The sequence below is a fragment of the Prolixibacteraceae bacterium genome (assembly GCA_019720755.1).
Lineage (GTDB): Bacteria > Bacteroidota > Bacteroidia > Bacteroidales > Prolixibacteraceae > Halosquirtibacter > Halosquirtibacter laminarini.
The window spans coordinates 2589073-2607343 of sequence record CP081303.1 but is presented as its reverse complement, the minus strand read 5'-3'; the positions used below and the strand labels follow the sequence as shown (position 1 = coordinate 2607343).

The following is an 18271-nucleotide window of genomic DNA, read 5'->3' as shown; positions in this document are numbered from 1 at the left end:
TATTTGTGTCACTGAGAATAATATGATAAGCAACTAATTTAATAAAATCATGGTAAGCAACACTCTAAATAAGAAAAAAGCATCACATGATGTTTATTTTTTTAGCCTTTATGCGATTATTAATAGGTAAAGAGGTGAAAAAAGACAGTGGTTCTGTCTTTCTAGATAGGTTAGAAATAGATATTAAATTAGATAGTTATATTTACGAATGTTTGGATACAAAATAGGGGAGTATGTAGAACACATACTCCCCTAAAAAAATCTCTATAATACGATGTATTATTTGAATTTCTTAATAATGTCTTTCACTGCATCTTTATGAACAGTGAATCCCATCATTTTTAGTTTGATGTAGTCTTCACGGAAGAAGTAGTATCCGAACTCTTTAACCTTAGGATCGTTATTTCTTGATCCTGAACTAGAGTCTTTGATAAGATACCAGTTAAAACCATCGCCTTTCCAATTCTTGATGTATCCAATCATGTGCATTCCATGATCGTCTGTAGTACTTTCATTAGAGAAACGGAATTGTCGAGCATCTTCGCTAATATACTTCGCAGGGATATCAAAATCTGGGACCATAGCACATTGAGTCTCTCTAAGGAATCCAGCTTCTGATACATCTCCTCCAATACTTACTGTGTATCCTTTGTCGATCACACGACGGATGATCTTCATATAATCTTTTAGAGGAATGTTGTAGTACTCTTTACTATGCCACCAATTGTCTGGTACAGTGTACTCTACTTGTTGCCAATATGGTTCTTGTTTATAAGAAAGAATCTCTACATAATCGTTTGGATTAATTTTAGCATAGTCTTTCATAAACGATAGAGGCGTATAAACATTTCCATCTACATTAAAAGACGCAGGAGGAGTTCCCATATAGTGGTTCATGATTGCCTTGATTGTCTCGATAGCCTCTTTTTTATTCCAAGCATTAGACTTCTCAAGTCCCTCTAGATATGTATTCATCTCACCATACATTTTTTCGTGCGTATGGAACTTACGACCATTGAGTTTTCCTGTGTACTCTTTTTCAGGAACAAGACCATATTTAGAAGCGACACGAGCGACAGCATTTCCTTCTGATCCTTGAGAGAAGTTAGAGTGACCTCTCTTTTCGATAAATCTTTCTGCTTTCAGGACATACTCCCAATATACCACATACATTTCAGAAAGTTTCACCTCTTTTTTCTGCATGCGATAGATCTCAGATTCTAACATCGATACCGTTGAGAAACACCAACATGATCCAGTATTTCCTTGTGAGATAGGATCGAAAGCCCATAGCTTTTTGTAAATGTCTACTTTATTAGGAAGAACCATTTTAGACTGATCCATTACAAAACGTTTGTAAGGCTTCTTCTCTTTAAGTTGATTGTTTACCTTACTAATATCTTTCATGATGGTCTCTTGATAATACCCCTTACCACCTTCGATAATTTGGATATTCGCAGGATCTTTTGTTTGAGCACCAGCCACGCTAATAAAAGCAGCACCAGCTAGTGTTAAAAGTGCTTTTTTCATGGTTTCTATCTAATGTTTAATGAATTGGATAATTAATAGGCTCTCTTTACAGGGAGCGTGTTCGCAAATATAATAAAAGCCCTATCTATTTAATATGAATATTTACATTGATTTTATTCCCGATATCCAAACAGAGGTTGTCTTATGCATTGGACTTCCCCGTCTTTTTTAGATAAGGGATATCCATTCTATATTAAGGTTTGGGTATATTCAAATTTATCCATAATTACTTTAAATGAATATAGATTGTTCTATTTTTATGAGCTTACGGTTTCTTATATTCGTCGATCTCAACAAGTCCATGTAATATGGCATAAATTGTTAGTCCTGAGATTGACTTGATACCTAACTTTTGGGTAATATTCTTACGATGTGTGATCACAGTATGGGTGCTGATAAATAGGTTTTCTGCAATCTCTTTGTTACTATTACCATCGATAATCTGACGAATCACCTCAATCTCTCTAGTAGACAAATTACTACTGTCTTCCTCCACTATCTTTTGTGTCTTATAGATAAGAGATTTAATAGACTCTATAATCTCTTCCTCTGATTGATCTAGATAGAAGTGTGAAGAGAATAATTTCTTTTGTAGTTTTTTCTGGATGTTATATCCAACCACAGGAGTGTTTTTGGATTTAAGTTTTTCAAATAGTGATTTAGTTTCCCCTGTGTATTCCCACAGAATATCTCCATTAATCAGGATCAAGTCCACTTTCAACTTGATATATTTATCTAGGCTTATCGGAAAGTTAGATAGCTTGTGGGTGGTAAGAGGGAAAAAGCTTCTATTTAAAAGTGCTTCGATACCATCTCTTATAATGGTTGAATTATCTATTATAACAACATTTAGTTTATCGCTCATCTCTTACTTGGTGGTTAAATTTTCTAACTGTTTTACCAATGGGATGAGAATATCATCTTCTAGTCGAGAGTGATCGTGTACTTCGTCTTCTAGATCGTACAAGTTTACTAGAAACTGGGTCTTAAGGAAGTTCCCTGAGTCGGAAGCAAAGTGTTTGATTAGAAGATTCTTTAGATCACTAAGTTTCTCTTCGATGTTGGTATGGTGTTCTTCAAAATACTCTATAGAGAAATCCAATTGTTTGATGTTCTGATCAATAGAGTCTTTGTATAGTTTCTCGATATAAGGAAATACATCTTTGTCTTCATACGACATATGTTGGTTTACTTCCTGACAATACTCTTCAAAGAATACTTTTAGTAGTTTAATTTGTGGATGATTAGATCTTTCTATAAACTGCTCTAGTATGCTATTTAGAAATGGAATCTTCTTATTAAGGAAGTAGTGATGAGACTCTCTTAGGTAGGCCACAAGGTCTGGTATAAGTGTTATATCACATTTGCCTTGAAAGTTATCTGTTTTGTCTAAAAAAGATTCTAGTAAGATGACAAACATGGTAATGTTTGTGCCTGTTCTATCACACACCTCTTGAATTGTCATCTCATGCAATTCAAGGTGTATATGAAGTCTATCCAATATAGATAACACTCGTGGATATTTAAGAAGGATGTCACACATCCTTCTATTTTTCCATCTATTTATATCAATATTATTCATAATCTTTATCTCTAGTTTTTAAATAAAACGGTCCCGCTTACCGATCGTTATATCATGAAACTGTTGGTCAAACTTCCCTGTCAGTTTCGGATGATCTATAAAGTATTGTTCTTTATGGATCTCTTTAAGTTCTTTCTCAATTACTTTCTCTCCCAACCTACGAGTCTCTTCCGAAGCATAATCATATAGATACTCTTTGAAAGTAAGCACCGCATTTAGTTTACAAAATTTTCCTTCTACACAATGGCTTAGCATCCCCATAATCGTTTCTCCTGTACGTCCACAACGGTAACCTGCAGTACAGAATGAAGGAATAAATCCCTCTTTTAAGACCTCTTGTATCACGTCATCAAGATCTCTAGGATCTCCAATAGTAAACTGTTGTTTATCTTGGTTTAACTGGTCGCTATAACCACCAATTCCAATACGAGTTGAGGCATCGGTTTGTGTACAACCTAGTTTAATAACCTCTCTTTTAAGTTCAGGATTCTCTCTTGCGGTAATAATTAATCCAGCAGTAGGAACTGAAAGGCGAAGAATAGCAACGATTTTTTTAAAGTCCTCATCGCTTACTTGATATGGAAGGTTTTTACTCAGATCAGATCCCGACGCGGGTGTAATACGAGGAAATGAGATTGTATGAGGTCCCACCCCAAAACGATTCTCTAGTTCTAGGGTATGATAGAGTAGTCCCATCACTTCAAATTTCCAATCGTATAGTCCAAATAGGGCTCCGATAGCTACATCATCAATTCCAGCCTCCATCGCTCTATGAAGGGCATATAGTCTCCAATGATAGTCTCCTTTTAATGTATTCTTTGGATGAACCTCTGAATAGGTCTTTTTGTGATAAGTCTCTTGAAAAACTTGATAGGTTCCAATTCCTGTCTCTTTGAGACGTTGTAGTTTCTCGATGCTCATTGGAGCCGCATTGATATTCACACGACGGATATTTGCTAGTTTTCCTGATTTAGGAGCTTCTGCTTCTACATCGTAAACTGCTTTTATGGCATCAATCATATAGTCAATGTCAGACTTAGGGTGTTCCCCGAATACCAATATTAATCGTTTGTGTCCTTCATTAAGAACCGAACGTGTCTCTCTTTTGATGTGATCCGAATCGAGAATTACTCGCTTCTCTGTACAGTTCTTTTCACGAAAGCCACAGTACTCACAATTGTTTACACAAAGGTTTGAACAGTATAATGGTGCAAAAAAAACAATACGATTATCGTAAACTTTTTTCTTTAATTCTAAAGCAGCAGCAAATATCTTATCCCACATCTGGGGTGATTTGACATTCAATAGTGCAGCTGTCTCTTCAGGGGCTAATGTATGTACAGAAAGTGCTTTCTGAATAATCTTTTCTATATATTCGTCTGACGGATTTTCCCCATCTTTAATTTGTTGCTTGATTGTATCTTCACAGATAAAATCTTCTCCATCTACAAGATATTTATCAATTTGAGATGGATCTATAACGCTCTCTTTCCATTCTGAGACCTTCATACTCTCTATTTTAGGAGGGCTAAAGTGGGAATCCCACTTTAGCTCGTTTATTTAGTGTCAAATTAATATTTTCAAAAGATATATCCTATGTAAAACGTTGGTTATCTTCTCTTTTTTCTATTTGGATTGTTCTGTTGTTTATTTGGCTCCTTTTTTTTAGGTTTTGATATTTTGTTGCTTTGTCCCAATAGGTTTGGAATCCACTCTTGTTTTCCTATCCTTTTTAAAGAGCTCTCTATTTGGTGGCGCTGTTTGGAATCATACCAGAAGAAGAACTGGCGTTGTTCTAACTTATCTTTACTTGTTTTTACCGTATGTACTGGCTCAAGAGTATATGGATGATATCCTGAGTAGTATATAACGGTTGCTACAGTCATTGGAGTCGGTGTAAAGTCTTGTACCTGCTCTAGTTTAAATTCCAATGCTTTGGTTTGTATAGCCAAATCTGCCATATCTTTTAACTCACAGCCAGGGTGGCTAGAGATAAAATATGGAATCAACTGTTGCTTTAATCCATTGGCTTTGTTGATCTTATTGAAGAAAGGAACCAGTTCGTGAAAGAGCTTAAAAGAGGGCTTCCTCATCACTTGCAGTACATTATCTGACGTGTGTTCTGGAGCCACTTTCAGGCGACCTGAAACATGATGTTTAATCACCTCTTCGAGATATTTTAGGTTTTTTCTTTTTGTGTCAGGATCCTGATGATCTCCAAGAATCATATCATAACGTATCCCACTTCCAATAAAAGCATTTTTCACCCCTTCGACTTTTCTTACTTGTCTATAAAGGTTTGTCAATGTTTCATGATCGTTATCCAGGTTGCTACATATTCTAGGGAATATACAGGATGGCTTCTTACATTTTTTACAGATGGACAGATCTTTACCTCTCATCTTATACATGTTTGCAGAAGGTCCTCCGATATCGGAAATAGTCCCTTTAAAATCAGGCATCAATGTAACTTCTTTTATCTCTTCTAGTATCGACTCTTCAGATCTAGAGACGATAAATTTGCCTTGATGAGCACTGATTGTACAGAATGCACAACCTCCAAAACAGCCTCGATGCATATTTACCGAATGACGGATCATCTCATAGGCTGGAATTGTTCCTTTCTTATGATATCGAGGATGGGGTAGACGAGTAAAAGGCAATTTGTATACTTCGTCTAGTTCCTTCCCTTCTAGAGGAGGATATGGGGGATTGATTACTATTACATTATCGTGATCTTTCTGCAGGAGTTTTTTAGCTTCCCAACTATTGGATTGGATCTCAATATTCTTAAAGTTCTCCGCATACTTCTTTTTGTCTTCAAGACAAGACTGATGTGAGTGAAGTTCTTGAGAGTCCCACTTCTTTTGGGTAGCATACTTCTCCCAATCTTTTCTCACGAAAGCAGTTTGGTTGATGTTGGTAATAGAGGAGACAGGAACTCCTTTTTTAACTAGAGAGATAAACTCTCTAACCGATTTTTCTCCCATTCCATAGAATAGAAGGTCGGCAGGAGCATCTGCAAGAAAACCTGGGCGAAGTTTGTCGCTCCAGTAGTCATAGTGAGTTAATCTACGAAGAGAAGCCTCTATTCCTCCAACAATCACAGGAACATCAGGATATAACTCTTTAAGGATATTCACGTATGTATACGCTGCATAGTCAGGGCGAGCATTCGCGCGACCTCCTGGAGTATATGCATCATTGGAACGTCTTCTTTTGTTCGCAGTATAGTGATTCACCATGGAATCCATATTTCCTCCTGTCACAGCGAAAAATAGATTTGGTTTTCCTAATTTTTTGAAGTCACGCAAGTCATCAGTCCAGTTGGGTTGTGGGATAATAGCCACTTTCAACCCTTCACTTTCCATAATACGACCGATAACAGCAGCCCCAAATGATGGATGGTCTACATAGGCATCCCCTGTAAAATAGATCACATCAATATCTTCCCATCCACGTTCTTTAACCTCTTTAAGGCTCGTAGGCAACCATCTGTTTTTTAAACTCCCTGTCATTCTCTTAATCTAAGATTTTATAAGCGAACAAAAGTAGTTATTTCACACCAATAACTCTTTTAATATCTTCGTTTTTTTGTTTCTCTAAAGAGTATTGACGCTTAGACTTTTTTTATAATATATCTTTCATAAACAGAATTTGTTCCTCTGAGCTTAGATCTTTGATGGTGGTGTTGAACTTTTAGGTTTGCATGTCTGTTTTTATGAGTGTAAATCAATTATTTGTTATAAATCAGAATGTTATGAAAAGAAATTTAATTGTACTTATAGCTGTTATTGTCTTCTGTTTTCAAGGCTTTGCACAAGAGAATCACTCTATGTCTGAAGCTGCTCAAGCCAATAATCCTTTGGCCAATATGAAAGCATTTAATGTTCAGTTTAATTATTTATCAAATATATCTGGGACAGATTCTAAGGTAAACATGACTAATCTTAGATATGCACAACCTATTGGACGTGTTTTATTAAGGGGAACGCTTCCAGTTTTAAATAGTACGACCAATATGGGACAGCAATCTGGTCTTGGTGATCTAAACTTGTTTGCGACTTATCTCGTAAAGACCGGAGCTACAAACTTTGGTATTGGTCCTATGGCTACATTCCCAACAGGTACTAACTCGATGGGAGCAGATCAGTATCAAGTAGGAGCTGCTTTTGTTGCATATATTGCAACGAACCCTAAATTTCAATGGGGTGGTTTAGTTACTTGGAATATTGGAGTAGGAGATCGTTCTGACGGAGATATACCATATTATGGTGAAGATATTAATAAGCAGATGAACTTAATGGCAATACAACCATTCTACTTTTTCCAATTAGGAAAAGGACGTTATTTAAGAGGTGCACCAATATGGACTGTTGATTTTCAGAAAGAGGCTTATAACTTTCCTATTGGTATCGGTTATGGTCAAGTCGTAAAAATAGGAAATACTGTGGCAAACCTTTTCATAGAACCTCAATATTCAATTTATTCAGAAGGAGTGGGTGTTCCCGTATTTCAGCTTTTTACCTCTATTAATTTACAATTCTTGAAGGGTAGATAGTATATAAAAGACTAAAAATCATAGTTTGATTGGAGAATGGCCCAGATAATAATAAAGGCATCTCCTTTCAAACTTTTTTATTCTCTTTCATCTAAATACAATTTAAAAATGAAAAAACAATCAATAAAACGTATGTTTTAGGATATGTAAATTAAAAAAAATATATATTTTTGTGGCGAAATCAGATTTCTTCTAAATAACTTTTTTACATGAATATCAAGAAGCATACTAAAATTGTTGCGACAATTTCAGACAGAAAGTGCGAACCAGAGTTTATTCGCGAACTACACGAAGCAGGTATGAACGTTGTGCGTATTAATACAGCACACCAAATGCCAGAGGATACTGAGCGTGTGATCAAAAACATTCGTGAAGTATCAGACAAGATTGCGATTTTGGTAGATACCAAAGGTCCAGAAATTCGCACAAAGAATGTGGAGAATCCTATCTCTGTAAAATCAGGAGATAAGGTGATCGTAAAAGGTGGCGAAGGCGAGTCGAAAGACAACGTATTGTTCCTTGACTATGCAGGTATTGCAAACGACGTTCCTGCAGGAAGTTCACTTCTAATTGATGATGGTGAGCTAGAGTTGAAAGTAGAGGATGTAACAGAAGAAGGACTTGTTACTGTAGTATGTAATGATGGCGCGATCAAGAATCGTAAGAGTGTGAACGTTCCTGGTGTAACAATTACATTGCCAGCTATTACTGCAAAAGATAAAAAGTTTATTGAGTGGTCAGCTGAGAATGATATTGATTTCATAGCTCACTCATTCGTGCGTAACGCAGCAGACGTTCTTGCAGTTCAAGAAATTCTTGATTCTAAAAATAGTAAAGCGAAAATCATCGCTAAAATTGAGAACCACGATGGTGTACAAAACGTTGACGAGATCCTTGACCACGCTTATGGTGTAATGGTAGCTCGTGGTGATTTGGGTATCGAGGTTCCTGCTTCTATGATTCCTGGAATCCAAAGATCACTTGTACGTACTTGTGTTTCTCGTAAGAAGCCTGTGATTATTGCAACTCAGATGCTTCACACAATGATCGAGAATCCTCGTCCTACACGTGCGGAAGTAAGTGATGTTGCGAATGCAATTTACCAAAATACTGATGCTATCATGTTGTCTGGTGAGACTGCATATGGTGACTATCCAGTTGAAGCTGTTAAGGTTATGACTAGTATTGCTCAAGAAGTTGAGGCTGCTCAAGACCGTACAAACAACTTGGATGTGAACATGGCTCCTTACCAAGTTCCTGCTTTCTTGGCAGAAGCTGCTGTAAAGGCTGCAAATCAAGAAGATTTGGATGTTAAAGCAATCGTAACAGATTCAATGTCTGGACGTACTGCTCGTTATTTGGCTGCTTTCCGTTGTAACAAGCCTGTTTTGGCTAAGTGTCACACTCCAAATGTAATGAGAGAATTGGCTCTTTCTTACGGTGTTTACGCTGATGTTATCAAAGGTCGTAAGAACAAAGACAAGTTGGTTAAGTCTGTATTGAAAGGAATGGTTGAAGACGAAACTCTTGTAAAAGAGGACAACGTAGTTTACGTTGGAGGAAGCTTCGGTGCTGGTGCTGGAACTACATTCATGGAGATTGGTTCTGTTGAGCAATTGACAAGCAAAAACAAAAAAGATCAAGATGCTGAGTAATCACATCTTATGAGAATAAAAAAAGAGAGATCTTGTTATAAGATCTCTCTTTTTTTTGATAAAAACGAAAACATCATCGTTTCCAATGTTTTATATCCATTATTATGAGCAGCCTTGTCTCCCAACGACAAAACCATATTGGGTATAATGAACTATCTAACATCTTGGATGAAGTATTGTTCGACCACCTCACATTTTGACAAGCAGAGGAATTGCTGTCAATATGTAGGTTGTTATCTTTCGATAAACTCAAGAACCTATTGTTGAAATACAGGGGCCTAATTTAAGTCCCGTTACAAGGAATTGTCACCGCATATTGCAATTCCATAATTGGATGAATGGTTTAAAACGATATTATTGTATCAATCAAATAGAAACACGATATTATTTTCATACACGCTATAGATAACTGCACTACCTTGTCTTTCAGGGATAGAACTATATTGGGTATAATGAACTATTTAACATGTATTGGACAAAGTCTCATTTAATGACCACTAAGCTTCGACAAACACAGGACCAGCCTTCGATATATTAGATTGCGTTATTTCGACAAGCTGAAGATCCTTTTGTTGTAATGCAGGAATCTGATTCAACCAACGTTCCTCGAGGTTTTAGCAACCTATTATCATTCTCTTTATTGCATCTGTCGATTGCGACCATAATATTACCATAAAAATCTAGTATCAGAACCATGAAAATTAATGCATTTTCGGGCCTTTATTTTCATAAATGAAGAGTTTTGGTTCCTTGAATATTTATTCTGAAGCATTTTATGGAGACAAAAAAAGAGATCTATCAATAGATCTCTTTACTATATGTATTGCTTTATAACCTTCTCCAAAAGCATTTATTGGGGGGTCTAAAGTTTCTCTCTAACAAATTTACGGATAATTTCATTGTGATCGAAAGCCATTTCAGGCAATGAGATAATAGGGAACCATTTTGCCTCAAGTGCATCATCCATTCCTTTTACAGGTACTGGTTCAGGAAGTTCTCCATGAAAAACGGAAGATAAGATTCTTTGTCTTGGGTCTCTTAAGATCGCATCAAAAGTGAAGAACTGGCTTAGTTTTACTCCAGAGATTCCTGTTTCCTCTTCTAATTCTCGTGCAGCTGCATCTAAAAGAAGTTCATCCATATTGATGAAACCTCCCGGAAGGGCCCAAGATCCTTGGAAAGGATACTCTTTTCTTTTAATTAAAAGAATAAGCATTTCTTGATTTCGTGGAGCGATCACTATGGTATCAACAGTAATTGCTGGACGAGGATATTTATAGACAAAACTCATTGTCGACTAAGTTAAATGGATTTAATGAATATATTATTCATCTCTTATTAAGCTCTCAAATATAGAAACTTTTTAACAAAAAAAACAGATCCATAAGAATAACAGGAATTTTATTTCTTTTTCTTATTTGAGCAGTTGTAAGATAAATATATGACTATCAATATCGCCAATATATAAATTATTAGATGTGTTTTTTCCATTATTGCCTATTATTTCATCCTTTTTATAAATAAAAGTTGATGTGTGACTTCGTTTTTGCTATTTATAATCCCTTGCTTCGTGATGGTTTCTACTTTTACACTTCCTGAAGCATGGAAAATTTGATTTACACTTTTAATGAAACCGACGTGACTAATATTTTGTTCATTAGGGCCAAAAAAAGCGAGGTCTCCAAATTTCTGTTCTCCAAATGGCATGAGGATGCCCTCTTTTGCTTGATCTGACGCATCTCTAGGGATACGATGTCTAATGAATTTATAGAGAAGTTGAGTGAGTCCAGAGCAGTCTAATCCGAAAGAACTACGACCACCCCAACGGTAAGATACCCCAATCAAATGATCCATTATTCGATGAAGTGGGGCTATTTTACGTCCTATGTCTTTGGTCATAGCCCCCATCGGAATATGGATATGTTGTTCTGCACTATCGATGATACATTTTTTGTGTGCGCTGAAAGTGTGTACCGGAATATAATCATTGTCCATTTGTAGGGCAGTCCCTTTTTCAATGGGGATGACAATCGAAGCGGGAATCCATCCTTTGTAGTGATCGTAAAGAAGTTCTATATAGATCCAGTCCTTCTGGGATTTATGAATGATAAATGGTTCGTCCCATAATACTTCAGATATTGTCTCTGATTGAAAGGTGGCATCTCTGTGCATGGCCATATTGCTACAAATTATGGTTCCAAAATCATTCATATAGAAGGTGTTTGAAGTGTATAGGTGGATATAAGCTACCTGTTTTGTTTTATTCAGGTTTATATTGTTTATTTTTGTGTAAATTAATCATTTTGAATGATATTTCATAATCACATCTAGTGTTATGAATATAAATAAGGAGAATGACGTATATGAATAAAAATCATAGTTCTAAGTGGCATATAGTATACATTGTATTAATTTGTATATTCACTTCAGCAATGTTATTTATTGCTTTCCCTCAAGATAAGAACTTCCGTTATGAGTATCGGGAGGGGAAACCATGGAGGCATGAAACCCTTTATGCTCCTTTTAGCTTTGCTATTGCTAAGAACTCTACTGAGTTACAGAAAGAGAAGACACTGGTGATGAAAGATTACCACCCTTACTTTGAATTGAATGGAAAGATTGGTCGAAAAAACATCCAATCTCTTCGTGAAGATATTCGTCGTTTGGAGGGAAACAATAGTTTTATTGAGGACTGGTATGTAGCGGTTTTAGATTCGGTATATCGACATGGAATTTTGCAACAGGAGGTGGTAAACAATGGGCTTCTCGATAGTGTTTCTGAAGTCTCTATTCTTCGAAACCGTATTGTGGAACTTGAGAAAGTCGATAGATTATACTCCCTGAAGAATGCTTTTGCCTATGTTTCAAAGCATTGGCAAGATCAAGGTCTGCTCTCTTCTAAAAGATTGTCAGCCCTAGAGCCATCTAAATATATTGAAGCCAACATGACATATCAAAAGGATATGTCTTTAAAGGCCCAAAACGAGCTCATAGGAGGAATATCTCAGACAAGAGGTATGGTACAAGAGGGGGAGCGTATTGTAGCGCAAGGAGACTTAGTAACGCCGCATATCTACAATATCTTACAGTCTATGCAGATGAAGATAAAAGATGTTGGTGGGATGAATGTTGATACCCTCTTGGTGGTTCTTGGGAAGTTAATCTTTGTGATTACTTTGGTTATTCTATTGATACTCTATATCTACGATTTCTATCCAGAGATCAGTCAGAACCTGAAGCAGGTGCTCTATCTTTTTGTCCTAGTGGTTATTGCAGTGACCTCTGCACGATTAATTAGCGAGGTTAAATCTCTGAATCTATATCTTTTCCCCGTCTCCACCTTTGCCATATTAGCTTACTCTTTCTTAGGTCGTAGGATTGCCATTTTTACCAATACTATTCTTGTGGTGATGATAGGCTATTTTGCTCCGAGTGGTTATGAATATGTATTTTTGCAATTTGTAGCAGGAACGGCCGCAGTGATGTCTTTGCGTACATTAAAGAAGCGAGGTCATTGGGTATTGACCTCAGTGGTTGTCTTTGTTGCTTTTCTTTTAGGGTATCTGTCTCTTTCGTTGATGCAAGATGGTAACTTAAGCCAAATAAACTGGTCTATGTTGAAATGGTTCTCTATTCATGCCCTTTTGGTGAATCTAGCACAACCGCTAGCATATGTGTCGGAGAAAGCCTTTGGATTTATCTCAGACTTTACACTAATGGAGCTGTCGAATACTAACCAGCAAGAGTTACTTCGTCGCTTGTCGAAAGAGGCTCCTGGAACCTTCCAACACTCTAATCAGGTTGCCAATCTATCTGAGAGAGCAGCCATGGAGATAGAGGCTGATGCCAACCTTGCAAGGGCTGGAGCATTCTATCATGACATTGGAAAGATGTTGAACCCTACTTTCTATACAGAGAATCAAGTAGGAGGAGTGAATCCTCATGATAATTTGACTCCCGAAGAGAGTGCTAAGATTATTATTGATCACGTGATTGATGGCGTAGCACTTGCTAAAAGACATAATTTACCCAAGTCTATTGTTGACTTTATCACTTCGCATCATGGGAAAGGCGTCACAGGATACTTCTATATCATGAGTAAGAATCGTGCCGAGGATGGAGAGGAGATTGATAAAGAGAAATTCTCTTATCCTGGTCCAAATCCAGTGACCAAAGAGCAGGCAGTGGTGATGATTTCTGATGCGGTCGAGGCTGCTTCTCGTAGTTTAAAAGATAAAAGTGAAGAGAGCCTTAAAAAGCTTATCGATCAAATTATTGATAGTAAGTTAGAGATGGGACAACTAGATAATGCCCCTATTACCTTGGCAGAGCTAACTAGTCTAAAGCGATGTTACCTCGAGCAGTTGGTAAACGTTTACCACTCAAGGATAGCATACCCTAAAGACAAGAAAAAGACCAAAAAGGAGTCCTGAAAATTGAACTTTTGTTCTGATCTGTTCGATGATTTGATCCTTTTTTAGTCTTATCGCTCTTTCAGAGGTTGCTTTTTGATCCTTTTACGTTGTAAACAAGCTCTTAGTTACTATGTTTGTATTGAATATCGGATCCTGAGAAGGAGCAACCTGAATTTTGAAATATATTCTTGAATAAAATATTTACAGTATGATTATTGAACCAAAGATGAGAGGTTTTATCTGTTTTACTTCTCACCCAAAAGGATGTGAACAGAATGTGTTGAACCAAATCAACTATGTGAAATCTAAAGGTGCTATTGATGGCGCTAAAAAAGTGTTGGTAATCGGTTCTTCTACTGGTTTTGGATTGGCATCACGAATCACTAGTGCTTTTGGATCCAATGCAGCAACATTAGGTGTTTGTTTTGAAAAGCCAGGTACTGAAGGAAAACCTGGTACTGCAGGTTGGTACAATTCTGCTGCATTTGAGAAATTTGCTACAGAGGAGGGTCTTTATGCAAAGACTATCAATGGAGATGCTTTCTCAAATGAAGTGAAACAAGAGGCTATCGAAGCGATCAAAAAAGATCTAGGTCAAGTGGATCTAGTAATCTATAGCTTGGCTTCTCCTCGAAGAACAAATCCGGTAGATGGAAAAACTTATCGTTCTGTACTAAAGCCTATTAACGGGGTTTATTCTAATAAAACAGTAGATTTCCATACTGGAAAAGTGTCTGAAGTTTCTATTCAGCCTGTAAAGGATGAGGAAGAGATTGAAAACACTGTAAAAGTAATGGGTGGTGAAGATTGGAAAATGTGGATCGAAGCGATGCGTGATGCAGGGGTTTTAGCTGATGGTGCTAAGACTGTCGCTTACTCTTACATTGGCCCTGAAATCACGTTCCCAATTTATCGTAATGGTACTATTGGTAAAGCAAAAGATCATTTGGAAGCAACAGCTCATGAGTTGACTGATTATATGTCATCATTCAATGGTGAGGCTTACGTCTCTGTAAATAAAGCTTTGGTTACTCAAGCAAGTGCTGCGATTCCTGTAATCCCTCTTTATATCTCACTTCTATTTAAAGTGATGAAAGAAGAAGGGATACATGAAGGTTGTATTGAGCAGATCCAACGTCTATACAGCGAAAGACTTTATACTGGAGGAGAAGTGCCAGTGGATGATAAAGGTCTTATCCGTGTTGATGATTGGGAGATGAGAGAGGATATCCAAGAGAAAGTATCTAAACTTTGGGATATTGCAGGTTCTGATAATCTATCTGAGATTGGAGATTTGGAAGGTTATAAACATGAGTTTATGAGTCTTTTTGGATTCGATATCGAAGGAGTAGATTATGCTGCTGATGTAGACGAAACAACCTCGGTGAAGAGTATTCAGTAGTTTTTTTGTTTATTTATATACGAAGGGGTTATCTCAGATTATTGAGATAACCTCTTTTTTTATGCCCATATAATCTCTCTCTATTCACAAATCATAAGGTTTTATCACATTTGAAATAGTTTGTTTTTAGAAGGGCTCTCTTTCCTCTTACCTTCGTCTTTTCGTTAGGGTTTATATAAGGATTGGTTAGGGTTTGATTACTCTAAGAGTAACTGAAGGGTATCCAAAGGGTAACTGAAGGGTATCCAAACTACGGATGAAGTAGGTCTTTGGCTATTTGTATTTCGGGAGTGTTTTTATGTTTTGAAATGATTTCGGGAGTGTGTTCTTACAACTCAGTGACACACGATTCTTCAATAATTTGATTTAAAATGATTTAATATTATCGTTCATTTGACAAGAGCTGAATGATGTTTGCATTTTTTGCAATATGAAGGTTAATCACATGAGTTAACAGCTACGAAGGGTGTTTTTCATGTGTTTGATATGGCAATATGTTGATACAATAGGATGGTGTCGAATTAATAGCGGCACTGCTAGGAATTATAAAGCCATTAGGCTTGTTTCAACAGATTTAATATTTTAGTATAATGATTGCTGAGGTGATTTTTGGGATTTCTCTTTTGAAGGATGGAGGGTTGTATTGTTTGTATGGGTATGATATAAAAAAAGAGGCCACCTAAACAGGTAGCCTCTAAAAACGATATGTCGAGACATTTTATCCAAGGTAACTCTTAAGGAGTTTACTTCTTGATGTGTGTCTTAATCTACGAATTGCTTTTTCTTTAATCTGACGTACACGCTCTCTTGTAAGACCAAAACGTTCTCCGATCTCTTCGAGTGTCATCTCTTGACAACCTATTCCAAAGAACATACGAATAATGTCAGCTTCTCTCTCTGTCAATGTCGCAAGGGATCTTTCGATCTCTTTTGCCAATGATTCTCCGATAAGGCTTCTGTCTGCATTTGGTGAATCATCATTTACCAATACGTCCAAAAGACTATTATCTTCTCCATCAACGAAAGGAGCATCCACTGATACGTGTCTACCGGATACTCTAAGAGTATCAGAGACTTTATCTGCTGGAAGATCCAATGTTTCAGCTAACTCTTCAGGTGAAGGTTTTCTTTCATGTTCTTGTTCGAACTTAGAAAACGCTTTATTGATCTTATTCAAAGAACCCACCTGGTTCAGAGGCAAACGAACGATACGTGATTGTTCAGCCAACGCCTGAAGAATAGATTGACGAATCCACCATACGGCATAAGAGATAAATTTAAAACCTCTTGTTTCATCAAACTTTTCCGCTGCTTTGATCAGTCCAAGGTTACCCTCGTTGATTAAGTCAGGAAGTGTCAGACCTTGATTCTGATATTGCTTGGCAACAGATACAACGAATCTCAAGTTTGCTCTAGTTAGTTTTTCTAAAGCTGCTTGGTCTCCTTTTTTTATCCGTTGAGCCAATTCTACTTCTTCTTCAACGGTAATTAGCTCCTCTTTACCTATTTCTTGTAAATATTTGTCTAGTGAAGCACTCTCACGGTTAGTGATAGATTTTGTGATCTTAAGTTGTCTCATGCTCTCCGATTAAAAGTGCGCAAATTTAGTGATTGTTCCCCTTAAAAACAAATCCTAGCACCTGTTATCTTAGTTGTTTCTAAATATATGATAAGCCCATTCTCCATTTGGATAGACACCTTCTAGCAAAACTTGTTTGTTAGGAGGGGTGTTTATTACCAATTCTTCCAATTCTTTTACGGAAGTTACGGTGTTATTGTTAACACTAGTAATAATAAATCCTTCTTTTACTCCAGCTTTTTTTAGTTTTCCATCTTCTAGTTTCGTTACTTTAAGTCCATTACGTATGCCAAAACGTTGTTTTGTCTTCATACTGATAGTTTTTAATTCTGCTCCAAGTACTCCAGTATTTGATTTTACGATGCTGGTACTTCCACTAATATTTTGAAGTTCCACTGTAAACGTTTTGTTTCTTCCATCTCTATTGACCGCAACTTCCACTTTATCCCCAGGGCTGTACTGACCGACCTGTTCTTTCAGTTGGGTACTGTTTTTGATATCGACTCCATTGACACCAACAATGACATCTCCTTTTTTGATTCCTGCCTTCTCCGCGCCGCTGCCATAGGTGGCTTCTGCTACATAAGAGCCATTTGTAATGTCTAAATTTTCTTTTTTAGCTAATTCACTGTTGTTGTCCATAATCTGTACTCCAAGAATTGCTCTCTGTACCGCACCATACTTCAGAAGATCGTTTACTACCTTTCGAGCGATGGTTGAAGGGACAGCAAACGAATATCCCGAATAGCTTCCTGTCCTGGATGCGATCGCGGTATTGATTCCTACAAGGTCTCCCGCTTTGTTTACTAGAGCACCACCCGAATTACCAGGGTTTACCGCAGCATCGGTTTGGATGAACGATTCTAGTGCCATTTGACCCGACATAATTCCAATTGATCTAGACTTGGCACTTACGATACCAGCTGTCACGGTAGAGTTTAGAGAGAAAGGATTTCCTACGGCTAGTACCCACTCCCCGAGTTTAAGTTTTTGAGAGTCTCCCCATTGAAGGAAAGGAAGGTCTTCCGCCTCTATTTTTAGTACTGCGATATCGGTATTTGGATCTGTTCCAATTAGCTTCGCCTTGAAAATCCTATTCTCTTCAAAGATTACCCGAATATTATCGGCACCTTCGATGACGTGGTTGTTGGTCACGATATAACCATCACTAGAGATGATCACCCCAGAACCACTGGCTTGTTGTATTTGCGGTTGTCTTTGATAACCGTTCCCATAGAAGAGGTCCATTAGGCTACGAGGTTGTCTCCCCATATCTTTTTGTGTTGTGATATGGACTACTGCTTTTACCGAATGTTGGGCAGCCGTGGTTAAATTCGGATATCTTTCAGGCTGTTTTTCTGAAAAATTCGCGAGCTGTACCGGAACAGGCTTCTTATGTGTAAATTCTGTCGTATCCTTCTGTTTGTTTGAAATGATTGCAAAAACACCTAAAATAGAAAGTAAACTGGTGATGAATGCTACAATTACGTAGTTAAGTAAGTTCTTAAAATTTTTCATGTCAACTAATATTTTGTAGTTTTGAGTTA

General features: G+C 37.1%; 13 protein-coding genes. 4 read left to right on the top strand and 9 right to left on the bottom strand.

Translation table 11 applies throughout. From position 1 onward, the window contains the following. Positions 1-279: 279 nt before the first annotated feature. From K4L44_10215 to K4L44_10195, 5 genes are all read right to left on the bottom strand, one after another. Complete coding sequence (locus K4L44_10215) at positions 280-1530, bottom strand: hypothetical protein (GenBank protein ID QZE12962.1); 1251 nt, start codon at positions 1528-1530, stop codon at positions 280-282. A gap of 265 nt (positions 1531-1795) precedes the next feature. Continuing rightward, positions 1796-2395 carry a LuxR C-terminal-related transcriptional regulator gene (locus K4L44_10210; GenBank protein ID QZE12961.1) on the bottom strand — a complete coding sequence of 200 codons (600 nt, stop codon included), beginning with the start codon at positions 2393-2395 and terminating at the stop codon, positions 1796-1798. Positions 2396-2398: 3 nt separating this feature from the next. Continuing rightward, a complete protein-coding gene (locus tag K4L44_10205; GenBank protein QZE12960.1) occupies positions 2399-3112 on the bottom strand; it encodes a hemerythrin domain-containing protein in 714 nt (237 codons plus the stop codon). A gap of 18 nt (positions 3113-3130) precedes the next feature. Continuing rightward, on the bottom strand, positions 3131-4621 hold the full coding sequence (gene hydG, locus K4L44_10200) for a [FeFe] hydrogenase H-cluster radical SAM maturase HydG (protein ID QZE12959.1): 1491 nt from the start codon (positions 4619-4621) through the stop codon (positions 3131-3133). A gap of 101 nt (positions 4622-4722) precedes the next feature. After that, positions 4723-6630 carry a YgiQ family radical SAM protein gene (locus tag K4L44_10195; GenBank protein ID QZE12958.1) on the bottom strand — a complete coding sequence of 636 codons (1908 nt, stop codon included), beginning with the start codon at positions 6628-6630 and terminating at the stop codon, positions 4723-4725. Positions 6631-6872: 242 nt separating this feature from the next. Between K4L44_10195 and K4L44_10190 the strand changes: the two genes are divergently transcribed. Both K4L44_10190 and pyk read left to right on the top strand, forming a co-directional pair. Beyond that, positions 6873-7673, top strand: coding sequence for a hypothetical protein (locus K4L44_10190; GenBank protein ID QZE12957.1), 801 nt, complete (start codon positions 6873-6875; stop codon positions 7671-7673). A 215-nt stretch (positions 7674-7888) separates the two neighbouring features. Beyond that, the gene (gene pyk, locus K4L44_10185) at positions 7889-9328 is read left to right on the top strand and encodes a pyruvate kinase (protein QZE15993.1); all 1440 of its coding nucleotides are present in this window, start codon (positions 7889-7891) and stop codon (positions 9326-9328) included. 862 nt (positions 9329-10190) lie between these two features. Here the strand turns inward: pyk and K4L44_10180 are convergent. Next, entirely contained in the window at positions 10191-10619 is a 429-nt protein-coding gene (locus K4L44_10180; protein ID QZE12956.1) for an NUDIX hydrolase, read from the bottom strand. Positions 10620-10828: 209 nt separating this feature from the next. Then, positions 10829-11539, bottom strand: coding sequence for a C40 family peptidase (locus K4L44_10175; protein ID QZE12955.1), 711 nt, complete (start codon positions 11537-11539; stop codon positions 10829-10831). Positions 11540-11691: 152 nt separating this feature from the next. Here K4L44_10175 and K4L44_10170 point away from each other — a divergent pair, with 152 nt between their 5' ends. Further along, positions 11692-13761 (top strand): HDIG domain-containing protein, encoded by a 2070-nt coding sequence (locus tag K4L44_10170; protein QZE12954.1) that lies wholly within the window; start codon positions 11692-11694, stop codon positions 13759-13761. 190 nt (positions 13762-13951) lie between these two features. Beyond that, on the top strand, positions 13952-15145 hold the full coding sequence (locus tag K4L44_10165) for a trans-2-enoyl-CoA reductase family protein (protein QZE12953.1): 1194 nt from the start codon (positions 13952-13954) through the stop codon (positions 15143-15145). 718 nt (positions 15146-15863) lie between these two features. Here the strand turns inward: K4L44_10165 and K4L44_10160 are convergent. Next, the gene (locus tag K4L44_10160) at positions 15864-16724 is read right to left on the bottom strand and encodes an RNA polymerase sigma factor RpoD/SigA (protein QZE12952.1); all 861 of its coding nucleotides are present in this window, start codon (positions 16722-16724) and stop codon (positions 15864-15866) included. A gap of 69 nt (positions 16725-16793) precedes the next feature. Then, positions 16794-18242 (bottom strand): Do family serine endopeptidase, encoded by a 1449-nt coding sequence (locus tag K4L44_10155; protein ID QZE12951.1) that lies wholly within the window; start codon positions 18240-18242, stop codon positions 16794-16796. Positions 18243-18271: the final 29 nt, after the last annotated feature.